This is a genomic window from Streptomyces sp. NPDC052016 (genome assembly GCF_044548445.1).
Taxonomy (GTDB): domain Bacteria; phylum Actinomycetota; class Actinomycetes; order Streptomycetales; family Streptomycetaceae; genus Streptomyces.
This window is the reverse complement of record NZ_JBIUBX010000020.1, coordinates 1-20,588: the sequence shown is the minus strand read 5'-3', so window position 1 is coordinate 20,588 and position 20,588 is coordinate 1. Positions and strand designations below refer to the sequence as shown.

The window sequence follows — 20,588 nt, the reverse complement described above, 5'->3', positions numbered from 1 at the left end:
TGCGGTGTCCCCTCCACCATGATTCACCGTGACCCGTGCCGACCGGACAGGCAGCATGGGTCTGCCATTGCCATAGACTGACAAACACGACAGATCGCTCGCGTTTCACAAGAATGCGAGCGGTGACTCGTGTTTGTCAATCGCGTTCTGAGAGCTGGGGATAACGCGTGCCCGAGACCGTCGAGAACCAGGAGAAGGGTCCGGAGAAGGAGCAGCCGCGCCGCCGCCAGGCGCGCGGCGAGCGCCGCATCGCCCAGCTCCTCGAAGCCGCCGCGTCCGTGTTCTGCACCACCGGCTACACGGCCGCCAGCACCAACGCCATCGCCCGGGAGGCCGGCGTCTCGCCGGGTACCCTCTACCAGTTCTTCCCGAACAAGGAAGCGATCGCGATCGAGCTGGGCAGCCGCCTCATGCACGAGATGCGCGAGACCTACGGCGAGGTGCTCGCACCGGTCGACCCCGCGACCCCGCTGGAGGAGGCGGTCGGCGCCGCCGTCGACCGGTTCATCATCTTCAACTGCGAACACCCGGTGTTCTTCGCGCTGATGCACGGCCCGGACATCCCCGGCCGCATGGCCGAGGAGCACGACGCGCTGCACGCCACGCTGCTCACCCGGATCGAGGGCCTGCTCTCCTCGCTCCTGCCCGGGACACCGCCCGCCGACCTGACCCGCACCGCGCACATGTGCCTGGGGATCTACAAGGCGGGCCTGGAGCTGATCCTCGCCCACGAGGGCGCCGAGCGCGACGCGTACGCGCGGGAACTGAAGGACGCCCTCATCCGCTACCTGGACCCCCTCGCGGGCGATCGCCCCGACCCGGGCGCGGCTCTTTGAGAAGTACCCCCTAGGGGTATAATCTGCCGGGGAGTGGAGGCCCCTCTCGGACCCCCCGCCCCACCCGCCTCGACGAGGAGTAACGACATGACCGCCCAGACCGACACCGCCGGTTCCGTCACCACCGTCTACAAGGTGAGCGGGATGAGCTGCGGCCACTGCGAGGGCGCCGTCTCCGGCGAGATCTCCGGCGTGCCCGGCGTCAGCTCCGTACAGGCCGTCGCCACCACCGGCGAGGTCACCGTCGTCTCCGTCACCCCCCTCGACGAGGAGGCCGTGCGAGCCGCCGTCGACGAGGCCGGGTTCGAACTGGTCGGCCGCGCCTGAGCCACCCGTCCCCGGCATCGGGCCGCACCGACCGGTCGACCCCGGTCAGGTGCGGCCCGTTCTGCTCCCCGGACCTCCTGGAGTACGGACATGTCCAGTACCACCGCCACAGCGCCCATAAGCGGCCGCACCGCCGAGACCTCTGAGGTCGAGCTGCTCATCGGCGGGATGACCTGTGCGTCCTGCGCGGCCCGGGTGGAGAAGAAGCTCAACCGCATGGAAGGCGTCACCGCGACCGTCAACTACGCGACGGAGAAGGCGCGGATCACCTTCCCCGCGGGGACCGAGGTCGCCGACCTGATCGCGACCGTCGTGAAGACCGGTTACACGGCCGAGGAACCCGTGCCCCCGGCCCCGGAGGAGGAGACGCCGGCCGGCGCCGACCCCGAGCTTTCCGCGCTCGAACGCCGCCTGCTGGTCTCCGCCCTGCTCGCGGCGCCCGTCGTGCTGCTCGCGATGGTCCCGGCCCTGCAGTTCGACAACTGGCAGTGGCTGTCGCTGACCCTCGCCGCGCCCGTCGTCGTCTGGGGCGGCCTGCCCTTCCACCGGTCGGCCTGGACGAACCTGCGGCACGGCGCCTCGACCATGGACACGCTCGTCTCGGTCGGCACGCTGGCCGCGTTCGGCTGGTCGCTGTGGGCGCTGTTCTTCGGCGACGCGGGCATGCCCGGCATGCGGCACCCCTTCGAGCTCACCGTCTCCCGCACGGACGGCGCGTCCACGATCTACCTGGAGGTCGCCGCCGGCGTCACCGCCTTCATCCTGCTCGGCCGCTACCTGGAGGCCCGCTCCAAGCGGCGCGCGGGGGCGGCGCTGCGGGCGCTGATGGAGCTCGGCGCGAAGGAGGTCGCCGTACTCCGGGACGGCCGTGAGGTGCGGATCCCGCTCGACCGGCTGGCGGTCGGGGACCGGTTCGCCGTACGGCCCGGAGAGAAGATCGCCACCGATGGGACCGTCGTCGAGGGCGTCTCCGCGGTGGACGTCTCCCTGCTGACCGGCGAGTCCCTGCCGGTCGACGTCGGCCCGGGCGACCCCGTCACCGGCGCGACCGTGAACGCCGGCGGCCGGCTCGTCGTCGAGGCCACCCGGATCGGCGCCGACACCCGGCTCGCCCGCATGGCGAAGCTGGTGGAGGACGCGCAGAACGGCAAGGCCGAGGTGCAGCGGCTGGCCGACCGGGTCGCCGCGGTCTTCGTCCCCGTGGTGCTGCTGATCGCGTCCGCCACCTTCGGCGCCTGGCTCGGCCTCACCGGCGACACCGTCGCCGCCTTCACGGCGGCCGTCGCGGTCCTGATCATCGCCTGCCCGTGCGCCCTGGGCCTGGCCACGCCGACCGCCCTGCTGGTCGGGACGGGCCGGGGCGCGCAGCTCGGCGTCCTCATCAAGGGCCCGGAGGTCCTGGAGAACACCCGCCGCGTCGACACCGTCGTCCTGGACAAGACCGGCACGGTCACCACGGGCCGGATGACCCTCCAGGAGGTGTACGCCGCCGAGGGCACCGACGAGAAGCGGCTGCTGCGGCTCGCGGGCGCCGTGGAGCACGCCTCCGAGCACCCGGTCGCCCGCGCGGTGGCCGCCGGCGCCGAGGAGCGGACCGGGGAGCTGCCGCCGCTCGAACACTTCGAGAACGTGCCCGGGCGGGGCGTGCGCGGGCGGGTGGAGGGCCGGGACGTGGCCGTCGGGCGCCTCTTCGACGAGCCGCTCCCGGCGGAGCTGGCCCGCGCCAAGGAGGAGGCCGAGCGGGCCGGCCGTACGGCTGTCGTCGTGGGGTGGGACGGGGCGGCGCGCGGAGTGCTGTCCGTCGCCGACGCGGTCAAGGAGACCAGCGCCGAGGCGGTGCGGGACCTGCGCGCGCTGGGCCTCACGCCGGTGCTGCTGACGGGGGACAACCGGGCGGTGGCCGAGGCGGTGGCCGCCCGGGTCGGCGTCGACGAGGTGATCGCCGAGGTCCTGCCCGAGGAGAAGGCCGGCGTCGTCAGGCGCCTCCAGGGCGAGGGGCGCGTCGTCGCGATGGTCGGCGACGGCGTCAACGACGCGGCCGCGCTCGCCACCGCCGACCTGGGCCTGGCCATGGGGACGGGGACCGACGCCGCGATCGAGGCGGGCGACCTGACGCTGGTGCGGGGGGACCTGCGGGCCGCCGCCGACGCCATCCGGCTGTCCCGGCGGACCCTCGCGACGATCAAGGGCAACCTCGTGTGGGCCTTCGGCTACAACGTGGCCGCGCTGCCACTGGCCGCCGCCGGGCTGCTGAACCCGATGCTCGCGGGGGCGGCGATGGCCTTCTCGTCGGTCTTCGTGGTGACGAACAGTTTGCGGTTGCGGACGTTCCGGTGACCCGTAGTGAAGCCGGACAAAGTTACCGGCGGTTAGGCGAATCCGAAACAACAACCCCCCTGGAGTCCGGCGCGCGGCTCACATAAGCTCTTCACAAGGCTCGCGCATCATCCTTACGCATGGGCCTCGATCGCTGTATCCGGGCCCTTGCGTATCTAACGGGACATATGCAAGAGACACAGATCACAGTGATGTGAACGTAACCATCGAAGGGGTTCGACGGTCTAAGTTGGCGATGTCAGCAAGCGTCTTGGGGGGCGCGAACTGGCGTCTGGGGATGTCTTGGGGGACCTCCTCAGAGATGCGTTGCCGGGGCACGTACACCGGGAAGCTTTGAGCGGCCCTCCCGGCGTGCGTTGTCCCGGCAGATCGCACACGGCGGGAGTACGGCGAGTCCGGCTCGTCCTGCTCAACTCCTGCCGGATCGACAACCGCATATGGCATCAGCGATTCAGGCGCTGTGTCCTCACAAGCGCCCGGCCGGATCCCGTGGGGGGAATCCGCACCGGGACATGGGAAGGCGCCCTGGTCGTCGGCCCGTGGGGGGACCGGCGCACCAGGGCGCCTTCTGCTGCGTCCGATGCCTCGACCGCGCCGTCGACGTGCCACAGGGCTGCCCTCGCGGGCAGCCCTCACGGCTGTCGGGGTACTGCCGCGCTCAGCGCTCCTCGACCGGGACGAAGTCGCGCTCGACGACCCCCGTGTAGATCTGGCGCGGACGACCGATGCGGGAACCCGGCTCCTTGATCATCTCGTGCCACTGGGCGATCCAGCCCGGCAGGCGGCCGAGAGCGAACAGGACCGTGAACATCTCGGTCGGGAAGCCCATGGCCCGGTAGATCAGGCCGGTGTAGAAGTCGACGTTCGGGTAGAGGCTGCGCGAGACGAAGTAGTCGTCGGAGAGCGCGTGCTCCTCCAGCTTCAGGGCGATGTCCAGCAGCTCGTCGGACTTGCCGAGGGCGGAGAGGACATCGTGGGCCGCCGCCTTGATGATCTTGGCGCGCGGGTCGAAGTTCTTGTAGACCCGGTGGCCGAAGCCCATCAGACGGACGCCGTCCTCCTTGTTCTTCACCTTGCGGATGAAGGAGTCGACGTCACCACCGGAGTCGCGGATGCCCTCCAGCATCTCCAGCACCGACTGGTTGGCGCCGCCGTGCAGCGGACCCCAGAGGGCGTTGATGCCGGCGGAGATGGAGGCGAACATGTTCGCCTGCGAGGAGCCCACCAGGCGGACCGTGGAGGTCGAACAGTTCTGCTCGTGGTCGGCGTGCAGGATGAGCAGCTTGTCCAGGGCGGCGACCACGGTCGGGTCGAGCTCGTACTCCTGGGCGGGGACCGAGAAGGTCATGCGCAGGAAGTTCTCGACGTAGCCGAGGTCGTTGCGCGGGTAGACGAACGGGTGGCCGATCGACTTCTTGTACGCGTACGCGGCGATCGTCGGGAGCTTGGCGAGCAGCCGGATCGTGGAGAGGTTGCGCTGGCGCTCGTCGAACGGGTTGTGGCTGTCCTGGTAGAAGGTCGACAGCGCGGAGACCACCGACGACAGCATGGCCATCGGGTGGGCGTCGCGCGGGAAGCCCTTGTAGAAGTTCTTGACGTCCTCGTGCAGCAGGGTGTGCTGCGTGATGTCGTTCTTGAAGGAGGCCAGCTCGTCGACGGTCGGCAGCTCGCCGTTGATCAGCAGGTAGGCGACCTCCAGGAAGGTGGAGCGCTCGGCCAGCTGCTCGATCGGGTAGCCGCGGTACCGCAGGATGCCCGCTTCGCCGTCCAGGTAGGTGATGGCGGATTTATAGGCGGCGGTGTTGCCGTATCCGCTGTCCAGGGTCACGAGACCGGTCTGGGCGCGGAGCTTCCCGATGTCGAAGCCCTTGTCACCGACGGTGCTGTCGATCACCGGGTAGGTGTACTCGCCGTCGCCGTACCGCAGTACTACAGAGTTGTCGCTCACGTCATCCCTCACCGACGTTGTGCCTCTTCTTCGAGGTTGCCCTGACTGTCTCTACCATCCCCCATTTGGCGCAGGTGAGTGCACTCGGGGTCGACCATTGGGCTTATCGACGGCACTCAGTGCCGCCAACTTGCTCATCCTGCCGCCTTCGTCCCGCTTCCGGAAGAGCTCTGTGACCTTCACGACTCATTTGATCGATCATTTCTTGTGACGCCTCGGCGCCGGGGAGCCGAAGGGCAGGTCAGGAGCCGGAGAGCCGGAAGTCGAGGGCCGTGCAGCGCCGGCCGGCCGACACGGTGCGCACCGCCTGTCCGATCGCCTTGCGCGAGCCGACGAGAACGACGAGCTTCTTCGCGCGGGTCACCGCCGTGTACAGGAGGTTGCGCTGGAGCATCATCCACGCCCCCGTGGTGACGGGGATCACCACCGCGGGATATTCACTTCCCTGTGAACGGTGGATCGTCACCGCGTACGCGTGGGCCAGTTCGTCCAGTTCGTCGAAGTCGTACGGCACCTCCTCGTCCTCGTCGGTCAGGACCGTGAGCCGCTGGTCGACCGGATCGAGCGAGGTGACCACGCCCACGGTGCCGTTGAAGACACCGTTCTCCCCCTTCTCGTAATTGTTGCGGATCTGGGTGACCTTGTCGCCGACGCGGAAGACGCGGCCACCGAATCGCTTCTCGGGCAGGTCGGGACGGCCCGGGGTGACGGCCTGCTGGAGGAGTCCGTTGAGGGTGCCGGCGCCGGCCGGGCCGCGGTGCATCGGGGCGAGGACCTGGACGTCCCGGCGCGGGTCGAGGCCGAACTTCGCCGGGATGCGCCGGGCCGCCACGTCCACGGTGAGCCGGCCGGCCTCCTCGGTGTCGTCCTCGACGAAGAGGAAGAAGTCCTTCATCCCGTCGGTGACGGGGTGCTGACCGGCGTTGATCCGGTGGGCGTTCGTCACCACGCCGGACTGCTGGGCCTGGCGGAACACGCGCGTGAGGCGGACCGCCGGGACGGGGCTGCCGTCGGCGAGCAGGTCGCGCAGGACCTCTCCCGCGCCGACACTCGGCAACTGGTCCACGTCTCCCACGAAGAGCAGGTGGGCGCCGGGGGGTACGGCCTTGACGAGCTTGTTGGCCAGCAGCAGGTCCAGCATGGACGCCTCGTCGACGACGACCAGGTCGGCGTCGAGCGGGCGGTCGCGGTCGTAGGCCGCGTCTCCGCCGGGCTTGAGCTCCAGCAGGCGGTGGACGGTGGAGGCCTCGGCGCCGGTCAGCTCGGCCAGGCGCTTGGCGGCGCGGCCCGTGGGGGCGGCGAGTACGACCTTGGCCTTCTTGGCGCGGGCCAGCTCCACGATCGAGCGGACCGTGAAGGACTTGCCGCAACCGGGGCCGCCGGTGAGCACGGCGACCTTCTCGGTCAACGCCAGCTTGACGGCGGCCTCCTGCTCGGGCGCGAGATCCGCCCCGGTACGGTCCTTCAGCCAGGCCAGTGCCTTGTCCCAGGCCACCTCGCGGAAGCCCGGCATGCGGTCCTCGCCCGTGCGCAGGAGGCGCACCAGCTGGGAGGCCAGGGAGAGTTCGGCGCGGTGGAAGGGGACCAGGTAGACGGCCGTGACCGCTTCCCCGCCGTCCGGGCCCGGCACCTTCTCCCGTACGACGCCGGGGTCCTCGCCCTCCTCCGGGGGCGCCGCGAGTTCGGCGAGGCAGTCGATGACCAGCCCGGTGTCGACCTGGAGGAGCTTGACCGCGTCGGCGATCAGCCGCTCCTCGGGGAGGTAGCAGTGGCCCTGGTCGGTGGACTGCGACAGGGCGTACTGCAGGCCCGCCTTGACGCGCTCCGGGCTGTCGTGCGGGATGCCGACGGACTGGGCGATCTTGTCGGCGGTGAGGAAGCCGATGCCCCAGACGTCGGCGGCCAGCCGGTAGGGCTGGTTCTTCACGACCGAGATCGAGGCGTCGCCGTACTTCTTGTAGATGCGGACCGCGATCGACGTGGAGACCTCGACGGTCTGGAGGAAGAGCATGACCTCCTTGATCGCCTTCTGCTCCTCCCAGGCCTCGGCGATCTTCTTGGTGCGCTTGGGGCCGAGACCCGGAACCTCGATGAGCCGCTTGGGCTCCTCCTCGATGATCTTCAAGGTGTCCAGGCCGAAGTGCTGGGTGATGCGGTCGGCGAAGACCGGGCCGATGCCCTTGACCAGGCCGGAGCCGAGGTAGCGGCGGATGCCCTGGACGGTGGCCGGCAGGACCGTCGTGTAGTTCTCCACCGTGAACTGCTTGCCGTACTGGGGGTGCGAGCCCCAGCGGCCCTCCATGCGCAGGGACTCCCCGACCTGCGCGCCGAGCAGCGCGCCGACGACCGTCAGGAGGTCGCCGCCGCCGCGGCCGGTGTCGACGCGGGCGACCGTGTAGCCGTTCTCCTCGTTGGCGTACGTGATGCGCTCGAGCACGCCTTCGAGCGTGGCCAGTCGCCGCTCCCCCGCCTGATCGGTCATGGTCCGACCGTACCGCCCGGCACCGACAACGCAGGCTGCCCGCCGGTGCCGGGAGCCCGGGTCAGTTCTGCGTGATCGTCACGCAGGTGCCGACCACGTAGCCGGTGACGCCGCTCCTCGTGACCTTCACCCAGCGCTTGCTGATGATGCCGCACTTCTCGTACGAGGACGTGCCGTAGTACATCGTGCAGGACGCCGGCGCGCTCTCGCCCTTGTTGAGCTGGGCGAGGGCCGTGCCGCCGGTGCTGGTGGTGGACCGGATGATCACGGTCTCCAGGGCCTTCGCCGTACATCCGGCCGCGGCCGCCGGAGCGGCGACGACGAACGAGGTCCCGACCAGGGCGGCGGCCCCCACGGTCGCCCCGAGTATCCGCGATGCGCGCATGTCTGTGTCTCCCCTGTTGATTGGCGCGGGCATGTCACCCGCTGCGGTCAGGGGCAGCCTAGATGTCCACCCGCGGCGGGCTTCGCCGAATTCCGCGCTCCGCTCGTCCCGGAAGACGATCTCCACACGACGTCCACCTGCCCCCGCTTACCCGAGCGCGGTTCATCACGGTTCGGTTTCGGCCACCGGAGAGGCTTGATTAACACCCGTGTAATCGATTCCAATCTCCCGTACAGGTCGATGTAATCGATTCCATGCACTGCGCGTTCCGAAAGGAGGTGGACCTGCGATGGCGAGCATCAAGGACGTCGCCGCCGCGGCGGGGGTCTCCGTCGCCACGGTCTCGCGCGTCCTGAACGACCGCCCGTCGGTCAGCGCCGACGCGCGCACGCGCGTGCTGGCCGCCGTCGAGACGCTGGGCTACCGCCCGAACGCCGTCGCCCGGTCCCTGCGCACCGACCAGACGCACACCCTCGGCCTGGTCATCAGCGACGTGCTCAACCCGTACTTCACGGAACTGGCCCGCTCCGTCGAGGAGGAGGCCCGCGCGCTCGGCTACAGCGTCATCATCGGCAACGCCGACGAGCGGCCCGACCTCCAGGACCACCACGTACGGAACCTGCTGGACCGCCGCATCGACGGCCTCCTCGTCTCCCCCACCGACGGCGGCTCCCCGCTGATGCTGGACGCCGCCCGCGCGGGGACGCCGATGGTGTTCGTCGACCGGTGGATCCCGGGCGTGGACGTGCCGGTGGTCCGGGCGGACGGACGGGCGGCCGTACGGGACCTGGTCGCGCACCTGCACGGGCTGGGACACCGGAAGCTCGCCATCATCGCGGGGCCGGCCGCCACCACCACCGGCAGCGAGCGCGTCGAGGCCTTCCGGGCAGCCATGGCCGAACACGGACTGCCCCTGCCCGACGCCTACATAGGGCAGGGCGACTTCCAGGCCGAGAGCGGGCGGCGGGTCACCGAGGGCTTCCTCGACCTGCCCGACCCTCCCGAGGTCCTCTTCGCCGCGGACAACCTGATGGCCCTGGGCGCGCTGGACGCCGTACGCGCGCGCGGGCTGCGCGTTCCCGACGACATCGCGCTCGCCGCGTTCGACGACATCCCGTGGTTCGTGCACACCGATCCGCCGATCACGGCGATCGCCCAGCCGACGGGCGAGCTGGGGCGCGCCGCCGTGCGCGCGCTCGTCGACCGCATCGAGGGGCGGCCCCCCGAGTCCGTCACCCTCCCCGCCCGTCTCGTCGTACGCCGCTCGTGCGGCGAGAACCCTGCAAGGAACAGGAGCCAGTCGTGAGCAACGCGGACGAGTTGCTGCGCATCGAGGGCATACGGAAGACCTTCCCCGGGGTGGTCGCGCTCGACGGCGTCGACTTCGACCTGCGCCGGGGCGAGGTGCACGTACTGCTCGGCGAGAACGGCGCGGGCAAGAGCACCCTCATCAAGATGCTGTCCGGCGCCTACCGCCCCGATGCCGGCCGGATCCTGGCCGGTGGCGAGGAGGTGCGCATCCACGGGGCGCAGGACTCCGAGCGCCTCGGGATCGCCACCATCTACCAGGAGTTCAACCTCGTACCCGACCTCACGGTCGCCGAGAACATCTTCCTGGGGCGGCAGCCGCGCCGTTTCGGAATGATCGACCGCAAGCGGATGGAGGCCGAGGCCGCCGTCCTGCTGGAGCGGGTCGGCGTGCACGTCTCGCCCCGCGCGCGCGTGCGGGAACTCGGCATCGCGCGCCTGCAGATGGTCGAGATCGCGAAGGCGCTCAGCCTGAACGCCCGCGTGCTGATCATGGACGAGCCGACCGCCGTGCTCACCTCCGAGGAGGTCGACAAGCTCTTCGCGATCGTGCGCAGGCTGCGCGAGGACGGCGTCGGGATCGTCTTCATCACGCACCACCTGGAGGAGATCGCCGCCCTCGGTGACCGCGTCACCGTCATCCGCGACGGGAAGAGCGTCGGCCAGGTGCCCGCCTCCACGCCCGAGGACGAGCTGGTTCGGCTCATGGTCGGCCGGTCGATCGAGCAGCAGTACCCGCGTGAGCGTGCCGACCGGGGCGCCGCCCTGCTGTCCGTCGAGGGGCTCACCCGCGACGGCGTCTTCCACGACGTCAGCTTCCAGGTGCACGCGGGCGAGGTCGTCGGCATCGCCGGGCTGGTCGGTGCCGGCCGTACCGAGGTCGTACGGGCGGTCTTCGGGGCGGACCCCTACGACCACGGAGCGGTGACGGTCGGGGGCGCGCGGCTGCCCCGGTACGACGTGAACGCGGCCATGGCGGCCGGGATCGGGCTGGTACCGGAGGACCGCAAGGGCCAGGGCCTGGTGCTGGACGCCTCCGTCGAGGAGAACCTCGGGCTGGTGACCATGCGCTCGGCCACCCGGGCCGGACTCGTCGACCTCAAGGGACAGCACGAGGCCGCCGGCCGGATCGCGCGGCAGCTCGGGGTGCGGATGGCGGGCCTCGGCCAGCACGTGCGCACGCTCTCCGGCGGCAACCAGCAGAAGGTCGTCATCGGCAAGTGGCTGCTCGCGAACACCAAGGTGCTGATCCTCGACGAGCCGACGCGCGGTATCGACGTCGGCGCCAAGGTCGAGATCTACCAGCTGATCAACGAGCTGACGGCCGCCGGCGCCGCCGTCCTGATGATCTCCAGCGACCTGCCCGAGGTGCTCGGCATGAGCGACCGGGTGCTGGTGATGGCCCAGGGCCGGATCGCCGGTGAGCTGCCCGCGCACGAGGCCACGCAGGACGCGGTGATGGCCCTCGCCGTGAGCACGCCCGCGGTCCCCGAGACCCCTTCCCCTACGACCCCCGCCCCTACCGCTTCTTCCTCTGACGACCTGGAGGCCGGCCGTGGCCGCTGACACGCTCAAGAGCTCGACGGGCGCCGGTGGCGCCGCGGCGGTGCGCCGCCTGCTGCTCGACAACGGGGCGCTCACCGCGCTCATCGTCCTCGTCATCGCCATGTCGGCGCTGTCGGGCGACTTCCTGACCACCGACAACCTGCTCAACGTGGGTGTCCAGGCGGCCGTGACCGCCATCCTCGCCTTCGGCATGACCTTCGTGATCGTCTCGGCGGGCATCGACCTGTCGGTCGGCTCGGTGGCGGCCCTGTCGGCCACCGTGCTGGCCTGGAGCGCCACCCAGCAGGGCGTGCCCGTCGTGATAGCGGTCCTGCTGGCCGTCGTCACCGGCATCGCGTGCGGCCTGGTGAACGGCTTCCTCATCGCCTACGGCAAAGTGCCGCCGTTCATCGCGACGCTCGCGATGCTGTCGGTGGGACGCGGTCTGTCGCTGGTGATCTCCGAGGGCTCCCCCATCGCCTTCCCCGACTCGGTCTCGCACCTGGGCGACACGCTGGGCGGCTGGCTGCCCGTGCCCGTGCTCGTCCTCATCGTCATGGGTCTGCTCGCGGCGTTCGTGCTCGGCCGGACGTACATCGGCCGCTCGATGTACGCCATCGGCGGCAACGAGGAGGCCGCGCGCCTGTCCGGTCTGCGGGTGAACCGGCAGAAGCTCGCCATCTACGCCCTGTCCGGCGTGTTCGCGGCCGTCGCGGGCGTCGTGCTCGCCTCCCGGCTGTCGTCCGCGCAGCCGCAGGCCGCCGACGGTTACGAGCTGGACGCGATCGCCGCGGTCGTCATCGGTGGCGCGTCCCTCGCGGGTGGTACGGGTAAGGCCTCCGGCACGCTGATCGGCGCGCTGATCCTCGCGGTGCTGCGCAACGGCCTCAACCTGCTGTCCGTGTCCGCCTTCTGGCAGCAGGTCGTCATCGGTGTCGTCATCGCGCTGGCCGTGCTGGCGGACACCGCGCGCCGCAAGGCCGGGGCGACCCCGGTGGCGGCCGGCACGGGCGACGGCAAGCGGAAGCAGGCGGTGACCTACGGGCTCGCGGCCGTGGTCACCGTGGCGGTCGTCGGCGCGACGTCCCTCCTGCACGGCGGTTCCTCCTCGACCGCGAACCCGAAGGTCGGCCTGGCCCTGTCCACCCTCAACAACCCGTTCTTCGTGCAGATCCAGTCCGGTGCGCGGGCCGAGGCGAAGAAGCTGGGCGTGGACCTGACCGTCACCGACGCGCAGAACGACGCCTCCCAGCAGGCCAACCAGCTGCAGAACTTCACCAGTTCCGGCTACGACTCGATCATCGTCAACCCGGTGGACTCCGACGCGGCCGGCCCGGCCGTGCGCGCCGCAGACAAGGCGAAGATCCCGGTCATCGCGGTCGACCGCGGTGTCAACAAGGCGACCACCGACGCGCTCGTGGCCTCCGACAACGTCGCCGGCGGCGAGCTGGCCGCCAAGACCGTCGCCGAGAAGCTCGGCGGCACCGGCAAGATCGTGATCCTGCAGGGCCAGGCGGGCACCTCCGCCGCCCGGGAGCGCGCCGAGGGCTTCGCCAAGGGGTTGAAGGCCTACCCCGGCATCCGGGTCCTGGCCCAGCAGCCCGCCGACTTCGACCGCACCAAGGGCCTCGACGTGATGTCGAACCTCCTCCAGGCCCACCCGGACGTCCAGGGCGTCATCGCCGCCAACGACGAGATGGCGCTCGGCGCGATCAAGGCGCTGGGCTCCAAGGCCGGCAAGTCCGTCCACGTCGTCGGCTTCGACGGCACCCCCGACGGCCTGAACGCGGTCAAGGGCGGCACGCTGTACGCGTCCGTCGCCCAGCAGCCGTCGCAGCTCGGCAAGATCGCCGTGGACAACGCGCTGAAGGCGCTGCGGGGCGAGAAGGTCGAGCAGACGGTGAAGGTGCCGGTGAAGGTGGTCACCGAGGAGAACGTGGCCGGCTTCAGCGGCTGACATCGGCGAGCGGGCGGGCGGCCGCCCGGGACACGGGGGTCCTGCGGGATCCGGGGATCCCGGCGGCCGTCCGCCCCACGTCACATACCAGGGGAGTTTCTTCATGTACGACTACGACCTTCTGGTCGTAGGGTCGGCCAACGCCGACCTGGTGATCGGCGTCGAACGACGGCCCGGGGCCGGCGAGACGGTCCTCGGTTCCGACCTGGCCGTCCACCCGGGCGGCAAGGGCGCGAACCAGGCGGTCGCGGCGGCCCGCCTGGGCGCCCGGACGGCCCTGCTGGCCCGGGTCGGCGACGACGCGCACGGCCGGCTGCTGCTCGACTCGCAGCGCGCGGCCGGGGTCGACACGGTGGGCGTGCTGGTGGGCGGGGCTCCGACCGGGGTCGCGCTGATCACGGTGGACCCGTCGGGCGACAACAGCATCGTCGTCTCACCGGGCGCGAACGGCCGGCTGACCCCGCAGGACGTGCGGGCCGCCGCGGGCCTCTGCCGCGCCGCGCGGGTGGTGTCGGCACAGCTCGAGATCCCGCTGGAGACGGTCGTGGAGGTCGTACGGAGCCTGGCGCCCGGCGGCCGCTTCGTCCTCAACCCCTCTCCTCCCCGCCCGCTGCCCGCCGAGGTGCTCGCGGCCTGCGACCCGCTGATCGTCAACGAGCACGAGGCGAGGGTGATCCTCGGGGACGCGGGCGTGGGCGACGCGCCCGAGGACTGGGCCCGAGCCCTGCTGGCGCAGGGGCCGCGCTCGGTGGTCGTGACGCTGGGCGCGCAGGGTGCGCTGGTGGCGTCCTCCGAGGGCGTCGCGCGGGTGGCGTCGGTGACGGTGGACGCCGTGGACACGACGGGCGCGGGTGACTCGTTCACGGCGGCGCTGGCCTGGAAGCTGGGCACGGGCGCGTCCCTCGCGGACGCCGCGGCGTACGCGGCGCGGGTCGGGGCGGTCGCGGTCACCCGGCGGGGTGCGCAGGAGTCGTTCCCGACGGCGGAGGAGGTCGAGGCCCTGTGAAGAAGGCGGGAATCCTGAACCGTCATCTCGCCGGCGCGCTGGCCGAGCTGGGGCACGGGGACGGGGTGCTGGTGTGCGACGCCGGTATGCCGATACCGGACGGGCCCCGGGTGGTCGACCTGGCCTTCCGGGCGGGGGTGCCGTCGTTCGCGGAGGTCGTGGACGGGCTGCTGGCCGAACTGGTCGTCGAGGGCGCCACGGCGGCGGAGGAGGTGCGGGCGGCCAATCCGGCGGCGGCCGGGCTGCTGCAGGCCCGCTTCGCGGAGCTGACGTACGTCTCGCACGAGAAGCTCAAGGAGCTGTCGGCGGGCGCGCGGCTGGTGGTGCGGACGGGCGAGGCGCGGCCGTACGCGAACGTGCTGCTGCGGTGCGGGGTGTTCTTCTGACCCGCTGACCCGGGGAAACTTCGAGGGGCCCGGTCCGACGACCGGGCCCCTCGGCCTGCCCCCTCAACGATCAGAACCCCGCGATCCCCCCGGATCCCCCTCCAAGAGTCCTGACGCCTTGTAGGACACGGGGAGGGCGGGGACAGTTGCACCGCCTCCGGGTGATTTTCCTGCCGGATCTTCGCCTAGGCGGGAGACCCCTGGGTCTCGGGGGTGGGCGGGAGGGGGTCGGAGACGAACCACCCCCGCTGCGGGACCGTGTACACCCAGCCTTCGTCGGCCAGCAGGCCGAGCCCTCGCCGGACGGTCGTTCGCGCGATCCCGTAGCGCTGCACGAGTTGGGCCTCACTCGGCAGCATCCGCCCGGGCTGCCAGTCCCCGCGCCGAATCTGCGCACGCAGGATCTCGGCCAGTTGCCGGTACGGGGTCAGAGGCGCTCCATGATCGATCTCAGCATCAGGATTCATGTGCTCGACGCTAAGCAAGTGCAGTGATACACGCTCTTTGGGATACGTATCGCGTCGAGTCGATACAAGGCGATACCATGACGCCCAAAGAAGCGCCCCGGCGGGAAGGTGCAAGCTTCCACGCCGGGGCTCAGCCGACTGAACGGGAGTCGACCTGTGCGCAGCCTACTGGCCGCGATCCTGAGCCTTTTCCTGCCTCCGCGCGGAGCGCACCGCGCGATCCACGCGCCCTCGGTGCTCGCCTTCTTCCCACCCGCCCCCGTGGACCGGCCCGCCCCGACGCGCCGCACGATGCCGTACCCCCCGGACATCGTCCCGGCCGACGGCCTGCCCCTGGTCCGGCCGTACCTCGCCGTATGGGAACGGGAGCGGGACGAACTCGACCGCCGGCGCCTCCAGCGGGAGCGGCGCCGCGCGGCGGTTCTCGCGACCCTGGGCCAGGACTACGCCCCGTCGGAGGCCGCCGCATGAGCGCGAGGCGTTTCCGCAGCGTGGGCGTCGACCCGGCCACCGGCAAGGAAGCGTTCGTGGAGGCTCGCCCGGGCGGTGCCCTGGAGGAACTGGCCGACGCTCACGCCCTGAAGGCCGCCGCCGTCCTGGTGACGGTCGTCGGCGCGGTACTGGAGGCGGGCAAGTCGTCGGACGCCGAACTCGCCGCCTTCGTACCGTCACTGCACGCGGCGCTCGAGGAGTGCGTCGGCATCATGGCGGCGGACAGGGAGCGGTGACGTAGAGGGCCGCCGGATGCTCCCCGGCATCCGGCGGCCGTCTGCGCGTTCCCATGGTTCGAGGGTCAGAGAGCGTGCTGGACGAACCTCTCCGCCGTCTCCGCCAGGACCTCGCGGCCGTCCCGGGCCCACAGGCCGTCGTTGAACAGCTCCACCTCGATCGCGCCCGTGTAGCCGGCCGCCTCCACGTACCCCTTCCACTCGCGCATGTCGATCGCGCCGTCGCCGATCTGGCCGCGGCCGTTGAGGACTCCCTCGGGGAGGGGCGTGGTCCAGTCGGCGAGTTGGAAGGTGTGGATGCGGCCGCCCGCGCCCGCCCGGGCGATCTGGGCGGGGGCCCGGTCGTCCCACCAGATGTGGTACGTGTCCACCGTGACGCCCACCTGGTGGGCCGGGAAGCGTTCGGCGAGGTCCAGGGCCTGGGTGAGGGTGGAGACCACGCAACGGTCGGAGGCGTACATGGGGTGGAGGGGCTCGATGGCCAGCTTCACGCCGTGTTCCTCGGCGTAGGGGCCGAGTTCCGCCAGGGCGTCCGCGATGCGTTCGCGGGCGCCGTGCAGGTCTTTGGAGCCCGCCGGGAGGCCGCCGGAGACCAGGACCAGGACCTCGGTGCCGAGGGTGGCCGCCTCGTCGACGGCGCGGCGGTTGTCGGCCAGGGCCGCCGCGCGTGCGTCCGGATCGATCGCCGTGAGGAAGCCGCCGCGGCACAGCGTCGTCACCGTCAGGCCCGCGTCGCGGACCAGCTTCGCGGTCTTCTCCACGCCGTACGCCTGCACCGGCTCCCGCCACAGGCCGACGTTGCCGACGCCGAGCTCGCGGCAGGCGTCGACCAGTTCGGGCAGGGACAACTGCTTCACCGTCATCTGGTTGATGGAGAAGCGGGTCAGGTCGGGGTTGCTCACTGGGGGACTCCGTACAGGGCGAGCAGGTTCTTCATCCGCTCCTCGGCCGACTTCGGGTCGGGGAACAGGCCCAGGCCGTCGGCGAGTTCGTAGGCGCGGGCGAAGTGCGGGAGGGAGCGGGCCGACTGCAGGCCGCCGACCATCGTGAAGTGCGACTGGTGGCCGGCCAGCCAGGCCAGGAAGACCACACCCGTCTTGTAGAAGCGGGTGGGGGCCTGGAACAGGTGGCGGGACAGCTCGACGGTGGGGTCGAGGAGGGCGCGGAAACCGGCCGTGTTCCCCGTGTCCAGGACGCGGACGGCCTCGGCCGCCAGGGGGCCCAGCGGGTCGAAGACGCCGAGCAGGGCGTGGCTGAAGCCCTTCTCGTCGCCCGCGATCAGCTCCGGGTAGTTGAAGTCGTCGCCGGTGTAGCAGCGGACCCCGTCGGGCAGGCGGCGACGCAGGTCGATCTCGCGCCGGGCGTCCAGGAGCGAGACCTTGATGCCGTCGACCTTGTCGGGGTGGGCGGCGATGACCTCGAGGAAGGTGTCCGTGGCCGTGTCGAGGTCGCTCGACCCCCAGTAGCCCTCCAGCGCCGGGTCGAACATCGGGCCCAGCCAGTGCAGGACCACGGGCTCGGAGGCCTGGCGGAGCAGGTGGCCGTAGACCTCGAGGTAGTCCTCGGGGCCTTTCGCCGTCGCGGCCAGCGCGCGGGAGGCCATCAGGATGGCCTGGGCGCCGGACTCCTCGACGACGGCGAGCTGCTCCTCGTAGGCGGCGCGGACCTCCTCCAGCGTGCCGGAGGCGATCTGGTCGGTGCCGACGCCGCACGCGATCCGGCCGCCGACCGCCTTCGCCTCGGCGGCGCTGCGGCGGATCAGCTCCGCCGCGCCCGCCCAGTCCAGGCCCATGCCGCGCTGGGCGGTGTCCATCGCCTCGGCGACCCCGAGGCCGTGCGACCACAGGTGGCGGCGGAAGGCGAGGGTGGCGTCCCAGTCGACGGCGGCGGGCGAGTCGGGGGTGACGTCGGCGTAGGGGTCGGCGACGACGTGCGCGGCCGAGAACACCGTACGGGAGGTGAAGGGGGCGCCAGGGGTGAGGGCGAGGGGCTCCGTGCGGGGTTCGTACGTCCGCAGGGCCCCGCCGGGGCCGGGGAGACGGATGGTCACAGCGAGATCTCCGGGACGTCGAGGCGGCGGCCCTCCGCCGAGGACCTCAGGCCCAGTTCGGCGAGCTGGACGCCACGGGCGCCGGCCAGCAGGTCCCAGTGGTAGGGGGCTTCGGCGTACACGTGCCTGAGGAACAGCTCCCACTGGGCCTTGAAGCCGTTGTCGAAGTCCTGGTTGTCCGGGACCTCCTGCCACTGGTCGCGGAAGACCTCGGTGGCGGGGATGTCCGGGTTCCAGACCGGCTTGGGGGTGGCGCTGCGGTGCTGGACGCGGCAGTTGCGCAGGCCGGCGACGGCCGAGCCCTCGGTGCCGTCGACCTGGAACTCGACGAGCTCGTCGCGGTTGACGCGGACGGCCCAGGAGGAGTTGATCTGGGCGATGGCGCCGCCCTCCAGCTCGAAGATGCCGTAGGCGGCGTCGTCGGCGGTGGCGTCGTAGGGCTTGCCGTTCTCGTCCCAGCGCTGCGGGACGTGGGTGGTGGCGATGGCCTGGACGGACTTCACGCGGCCGAAGAGCTCGTGCAGCACGTACTCCCAGTGCGGGAACATGTCGACGACGATGCCGCCGCCGTCCTCGGCGCGGTAGTTCCAGGACGGGCGCTGGGCGGCCTGCCAGTCGCCCTCGAAGACCCAGTAGCCGAACTCGCCGCGCACGGACAGGATCCGGCCGAAGAAGCCGCCGTCGATGAGGCGCTTCAGCTTGAGCAGGCCGGGGAGGAAGAGCTTGTCCTGGACGACGCCGTGCTTGACGCCGGCCTCGTTCGCCAGCCGGGCGAGCTCCAGGGCGCCCTCCAGGCCGGTGGCGGTCGGCTTCTCCGTGTAGATGTGCTTGCCGGCGGCGATCGCCTTCTTGATCGCCTCCTCGCGGGCGGAGGTCACCTGGGCGTCGAAGTAGATGTCGACGGTCGGGTCGGCGAGGACCGCGTCCACGTCCGTCGAGATGTGGTCGAGGCCGTGCCGCTCGGCGAGCGCCCTCAGCGCGTGCTCGCGTCGGCCGACCAGGATCGGCTCCGGCCACAGCACCGTGCCGTCGCCGAGGTCGAGGCCGCCCTGTTCGCGGATGGCCAGGATGGAGCGCACTAGGTGCTGGCGGTAGCCCATGCGCCCGGTCACGCCGTTCATGGCGATACGCACTGTCTTGCGTGTCACGTCGGTCCCTTCGTAGGCGTCGTACGCAGCGTTCGTGCGCGTCTCGTACGCGGGTGTGCGCGCCGCGTACGCCTCTTCCTGATCAGCGTGACAGCAAGCGCTTTCTATCCCCTGAGAAGCTAGCCTCTGACCAGCGGTCCGGACAAGACCGTGTCCAACCCGAGTTGTTCGAGGGGGCGAACAACCGGGCGCTGTGGCCTTAAGGTCGGCTCGACATGAAGGTCTGCTCGACAGATGCCCGTGCGCCGCTCGGAACCGTGACCGCGGCCGGCCTGTCTACGTGGACGTACGAGGACGTACGACGAGATGCGCGACCGGAGGACGAGGAAATGACGGTGACCCTGGCGGACGTGGCGGCCCGCGCGCAGGTCTCCCCCGCGACGGTGTCGCGCGTACTGAACGGCAACTATCCCGTGGCCGCGTCGACCCGGGAGCGGGTGCTGCGGGCCGTCGACGAGCTGGACTACGTGCTGAACGGCCCCGCGAGCGCGCTGGCGGCCGCCACCTCGGACCTGGTGGGCATCCTGGTCAACGACATCGCCGACCCCTTCTTCGGGATCATGGCGAGCGCGATCCAGTCGGAGATCGGGGGGCCGGGCGGCAGAGCCGGCGGCGAGCGGCTGGCGGTGGTGTGCAACACCGGGGGCTCGCCGGAGCGTGAGCTGACGTACCTGACCCTGTTGCAGCGGCAGCGGGCGGCGGCCGTGGTGCTGACCGGCGGGGCCGTGGAGGACGAGCCGCACGCGGCGGCGGTGGCGGCGAAGCTGCGGAAGCTGGAGGAGGCGGGGACGCGGGTGGTGCTGTGCGGGCGGCCGCCCGCGCCGGGCACCGGGGCGATCGCGCTGACCTTCGACAACCGGGGCGGGGGGCGGGAGCTCACCGAGCACCTCATCGGGCTGGGGCACCGGCGGCTCGGGTACATCGCCGGGCCCGAGGAGCGGACGACCACCCGGCACCGTCTGGAGGGCCACCGGGAGGCCCTGGCGGCCGCCGGCATCGAGGAGGACCCGCGCTGGACGGTCCACGGCCGCTACGACCGGCGGGCCGGGTACGAGGCGACGCTGGAGCTGTTGCGCCGGGATCCGTCGCTGACGGCCGTGGTCGCCGCGAACGACTCGGTGGCCCTGGGGGCGTGCGCGGCGCTGCGGGAGTCGGGGTTGCGCATCCCGGAGGACGTGTCGGTGGCCGGGTTCGACGACCTGCCCTTCAGCATCGACGCGGTGCCGGCTCTGACGACGGTGCGGTTGCCGTTGGCGGAGGCGGGGGCTCGGGCGGGGCGGATCGCCATGGGGCGGGAGGAGCCGCCGCCCGGGGGGATCGCCACGGTTCGGGGGGAGTTGATGGTGCGGGGGTCTTCCGGGGGGCCTCGGGGGTGAGGGGTGCCTGCGGCGCGGCCGGGGGTGGGGGTTCTGCGGGTGAGGGGTTGCCTGCGGCGCGGCCGGGGGTGGGGGTTCTGCGGGTGAGGGGTTGCCTGCCGCGCGGCCGGGGGTGGGGGTTCTGCGGGCGAGGGGTTGCCTGCGGCGCGGCTGGGGGTGGGGGTTTCTGCGGGCGAGGGGTTGCCTGCGGCACGCCCGAGGGTCGGGGGGTGGGTCGGGGGGGGGGGGGGGGGGGGGGGGGGGGGGGGGGGGGGGGGGGGGGGGGGGGGGGGGGGGGGGGGGGGGGGGGGGGGGGGGGGGGG

Annotated in this window: 18 protein-coding genes; 11 read left to right on the top strand and 7 right to left on the bottom strand. The window is 71.5% G+C overall.

The window, feature by feature from the left end; translation table 11 throughout:
* Positions 1–167 precede the first annotated feature (167 nt).
* From ACIHAR_RS24415 to ACIHAR_RS24405, 3 genes are all read left to right on the top strand, one after another.
* Positions 168–836: a TetR family transcriptional regulator gene (locus ACIHAR_RS24415; protein WP_400021792.1), complete on the top strand. Its 669-nt coding sequence runs from the start codon at positions 168–170 to the stop codon at positions 834–836.
* A gap of 87 nt (positions 837–923) precedes the next feature.
* Positions 924–1,163: a heavy-metal-associated domain-containing protein gene (locus ACIHAR_RS24410; RefSeq protein ID WP_400021790.1), complete on the top strand. Its 240-nt coding sequence runs from the start codon at positions 924–926 to the stop codon at positions 1,161–1,163.
* 90 nt (positions 1,164–1,253) lie between these two features.
* Positions 1,254–3,500, top strand: a complete 2,247-nt coding sequence (locus ACIHAR_RS24405; protein WP_400021788.1) for a heavy metal translocating P-type ATPase — start codon at positions 1,254–1,256, stop codon at positions 3,498–3,500.
* A 658-nt stretch (positions 3,501–4,158) separates the two neighbouring features.
* Here ACIHAR_RS24405 and ACIHAR_RS24400 read toward each other — a convergent pair.
* The 3 genes from ACIHAR_RS24400 to ACIHAR_RS24390 form a co-directional block, all read right to left on the bottom strand.
* Entirely contained in the window at positions 4,159–5,448 is a 1,290-nt protein-coding gene (locus tag ACIHAR_RS24400; RefSeq protein WP_365468012.1) for a citrate synthase, read from the bottom strand.
* 241 nt (positions 5,449–5,689) lie between these two features.
* Positions 5,690–7,930, bottom strand: coding sequence for an ATP-dependent RecD-like DNA helicase (locus ACIHAR_RS24395; protein WP_365468015.1), 2,241 nt, complete (start codon positions 7,928–7,930; stop codon positions 5,690–5,692).
* A gap of 61 nt (positions 7,931–7,991) precedes the next feature.
* The gene (locus ACIHAR_RS24390; RefSeq protein ID WP_365468018.1) at positions 7,992–8,315 is read right to left on the bottom strand and encodes a hypothetical protein; all 324 of its coding nucleotides are present in this window, start codon (positions 8,313–8,315) and stop codon (positions 7,992–7,994) included.
* A 289-nt stretch (positions 8,316–8,604) separates the two neighbouring features.
* Here ACIHAR_RS24390 and ACIHAR_RS24385 point away from each other — a divergent pair, with 289 nt between their 5' ends.
* From ACIHAR_RS24385 to rbsD, 5 genes are all read left to right on the top strand, one after another.
* The gene (locus ACIHAR_RS24385; RefSeq protein WP_400021784.1) at positions 8,605–9,621 is read left to right on the top strand and encodes a LacI family DNA-binding transcriptional regulator; all 1,017 of its coding nucleotides are present in this window, start codon (positions 8,605–8,607) and stop codon (positions 9,619–9,621) included.
* Complete coding sequence (locus ACIHAR_RS24380; RefSeq protein WP_400021782.1) at positions 9,618–11,189, top strand: sugar ABC transporter ATP-binding protein; 1,572 nt, start codon at positions 9,618–9,620, stop codon at positions 11,187–11,189. Before ACIHAR_RS24385 ends, ACIHAR_RS24380 begins: the two co-directional genes overlap by 4 nt.
* Complete coding sequence (locus ACIHAR_RS24375; protein ID WP_400021780.1) at positions 11,179–13,125, top strand: substrate-binding domain-containing protein; 1,947 nt, start codon at positions 11,179–11,181, stop codon at positions 13,123–13,125. The genes ACIHAR_RS24380 and ACIHAR_RS24375 overlap by 11 nt, the downstream gene beginning before the upstream one ends.
* A 103-nt stretch (positions 13,126–13,228) precedes the next feature.
* Entirely contained in the window at positions 13,229–14,131 is a 903-nt protein-coding gene (locus ACIHAR_RS24370) for a ribokinase (RefSeq protein ID WP_400021778.1), read from the top strand.
* Complete coding sequence (rbsD, locus tag ACIHAR_RS24365) at positions 14,128–14,517, top strand: D-ribose pyranase (protein WP_400021776.1); 390 nt, start codon at positions 14,128–14,130, stop codon at positions 14,515–14,517. Before ACIHAR_RS24370 ends, rbsD begins: the two co-directional genes overlap by 4 nt.
* A gap of 185 nt (positions 14,518–14,702) precedes the next feature.
* Here rbsD and ACIHAR_RS24360 read toward each other — a convergent pair whose 3' ends face one another.
* Positions 14,703–14,984, bottom strand: coding sequence for a GntR family transcriptional regulator (locus ACIHAR_RS24360; protein WP_400021774.1), 282 nt, complete (start codon positions 14,982–14,984; stop codon positions 14,703–14,705).
* Positions 14,985–15,140: 156 nt separating this feature from the next.
* Here ACIHAR_RS24360 and ACIHAR_RS24355 point away from each other — a divergent pair, with 156 nt between their 5' ends.
* Positions 15,141–15,455: a hypothetical protein gene (locus ACIHAR_RS24355; protein WP_365468038.1), complete on the top strand. Its 315-nt coding sequence runs from the start codon at positions 15,141–15,143 to the stop codon at positions 15,453–15,455.
* A complete protein-coding gene (locus tag ACIHAR_RS24350) occupies positions 15,452–15,712 on the top strand; it encodes a hypothetical protein (RefSeq protein ID WP_365468041.1) in 261 nt (86 codons plus the stop codon). The genes ACIHAR_RS24355 and ACIHAR_RS24350 overlap by 4 nt, the downstream gene beginning before the upstream one ends.
* A gap of 65 nt (positions 15,713–15,777) precedes the next feature.
* On the opposite strand, the gene ACIHAR_RS24345 is transcribed toward ACIHAR_RS24350, so the two are convergent.
* From ACIHAR_RS24345 to ACIHAR_RS24335, 3 genes are read right to left on the bottom strand one after another with little or no spacing between them, the layout of a single operon-like run.
* Positions 15,778–16,575, bottom strand: a complete 798-nt coding sequence (locus ACIHAR_RS24345; protein ID WP_400021974.1) for a sugar phosphate isomerase/epimerase family protein — start codon at positions 16,573–16,575, stop codon at positions 15,778–15,780.
* 35 nt (positions 16,576–16,610) lie between these two features.
* Positions 16,611–17,762: a dihydrodipicolinate synthase family protein gene (locus tag ACIHAR_RS24340; RefSeq protein WP_365468044.1), complete on the bottom strand. Its 1,152-nt coding sequence runs from the start codon at positions 17,760–17,762 to the stop codon at positions 16,611–16,613.
* The gene (locus tag ACIHAR_RS24335; RefSeq protein ID WP_400021770.1) at positions 17,759–18,910 is read right to left on the bottom strand and encodes a Gfo/Idh/MocA family protein; all 1,152 of its coding nucleotides are present in this window, start codon (positions 18,908–18,910) and stop codon (positions 17,759–17,761) included. Before ACIHAR_RS24335 ends, ACIHAR_RS24340 begins: the two co-directional genes overlap by 4 nt.
* Positions 18,911–19,239: 329 nt before the next feature.
* Here ACIHAR_RS24335 and ACIHAR_RS24330 point away from each other — a divergent pair, with 329 nt between their 5' ends.
* Positions 19,240–20,286 (top strand): LacI family DNA-binding transcriptional regulator, encoded by a 1,047-nt coding sequence (locus ACIHAR_RS24330; protein ID WP_365468050.1) that lies wholly within the window; start codon positions 19,240–19,242, stop codon positions 20,284–20,286.
* The last annotated feature ends 302 nt before the right edge of the window (positions 20,287–20,588 follow it).

Excerpts from the sequence above, each read along its gene's own strand:
- ACIHAR_RS24410 (WP_400021790.1), top strand. The coding sequence starts at position 924 with ATGACCGCCCAGACCGACACCGCCGGTTCCGTCACCACCGTCTACAAG.
- ACIHAR_RS24405 (WP_400021788.1), top strand. The coding sequence starts at position 1,254 with ATGTCCAGTACCACCGCCACAGCGCCCATAAGCGGCCGCACCGCCGAG.
- ACIHAR_RS24370 (WP_400021778.1), top strand. The coding sequence starts at position 13,229 with ATGTACGACTACGACCTTCTGGTCGTAGGGTCGGCCAACGCCGACCTG.
- ACIHAR_RS24385 (WP_400021784.1), top strand. The coding sequence starts at position 8,605 with ATGGCGAGCATCAAGGACGTCGCCGCCGCGGCGGGGGTCTCCGTCGCC.
- ACIHAR_RS24350 (WP_365468041.1), top strand. The coding sequence starts at position 15,452 with ATGAGCGCGAGGCGTTTCCGCAGCGTGGGCGTCGACCCGGCCACCGGC.
- ACIHAR_RS24330 (WP_365468050.1), top strand. The coding sequence starts at position 19,240 with ATGACGGTGACCCTGGCGGACGTGGCGGCCCGCGCGCAGGTCTCCCCC.
- ACIHAR_RS24390 (WP_365468018.1), bottom strand. The coding sequence starts at position 8,315 with ATGCGCGCATCGCGGATACTCGGGGCGACCGTGGGGGCCGCCGCCCTG.
- ACIHAR_RS24345 (WP_400021974.1), bottom strand. The coding sequence starts at position 16,575 with ATGACGGTGAAGCAGTTGTCCCTGCCCGAACTGGTCGACGCCTGCCGC.
- ACIHAR_RS24395 (WP_365468015.1), bottom strand. The coding sequence starts at position 7,930 with ATGACCGATCAGGCGGGGGAGCGGCGACTGGCCACGCTCGAAGGCGTG.
- ACIHAR_RS24360 (WP_400021774.1), bottom strand. The coding sequence starts at position 14,984 with ATGAATCCTGATGCTGAGATCGATCATGGAGCGCCTCTGACCCCGTAC.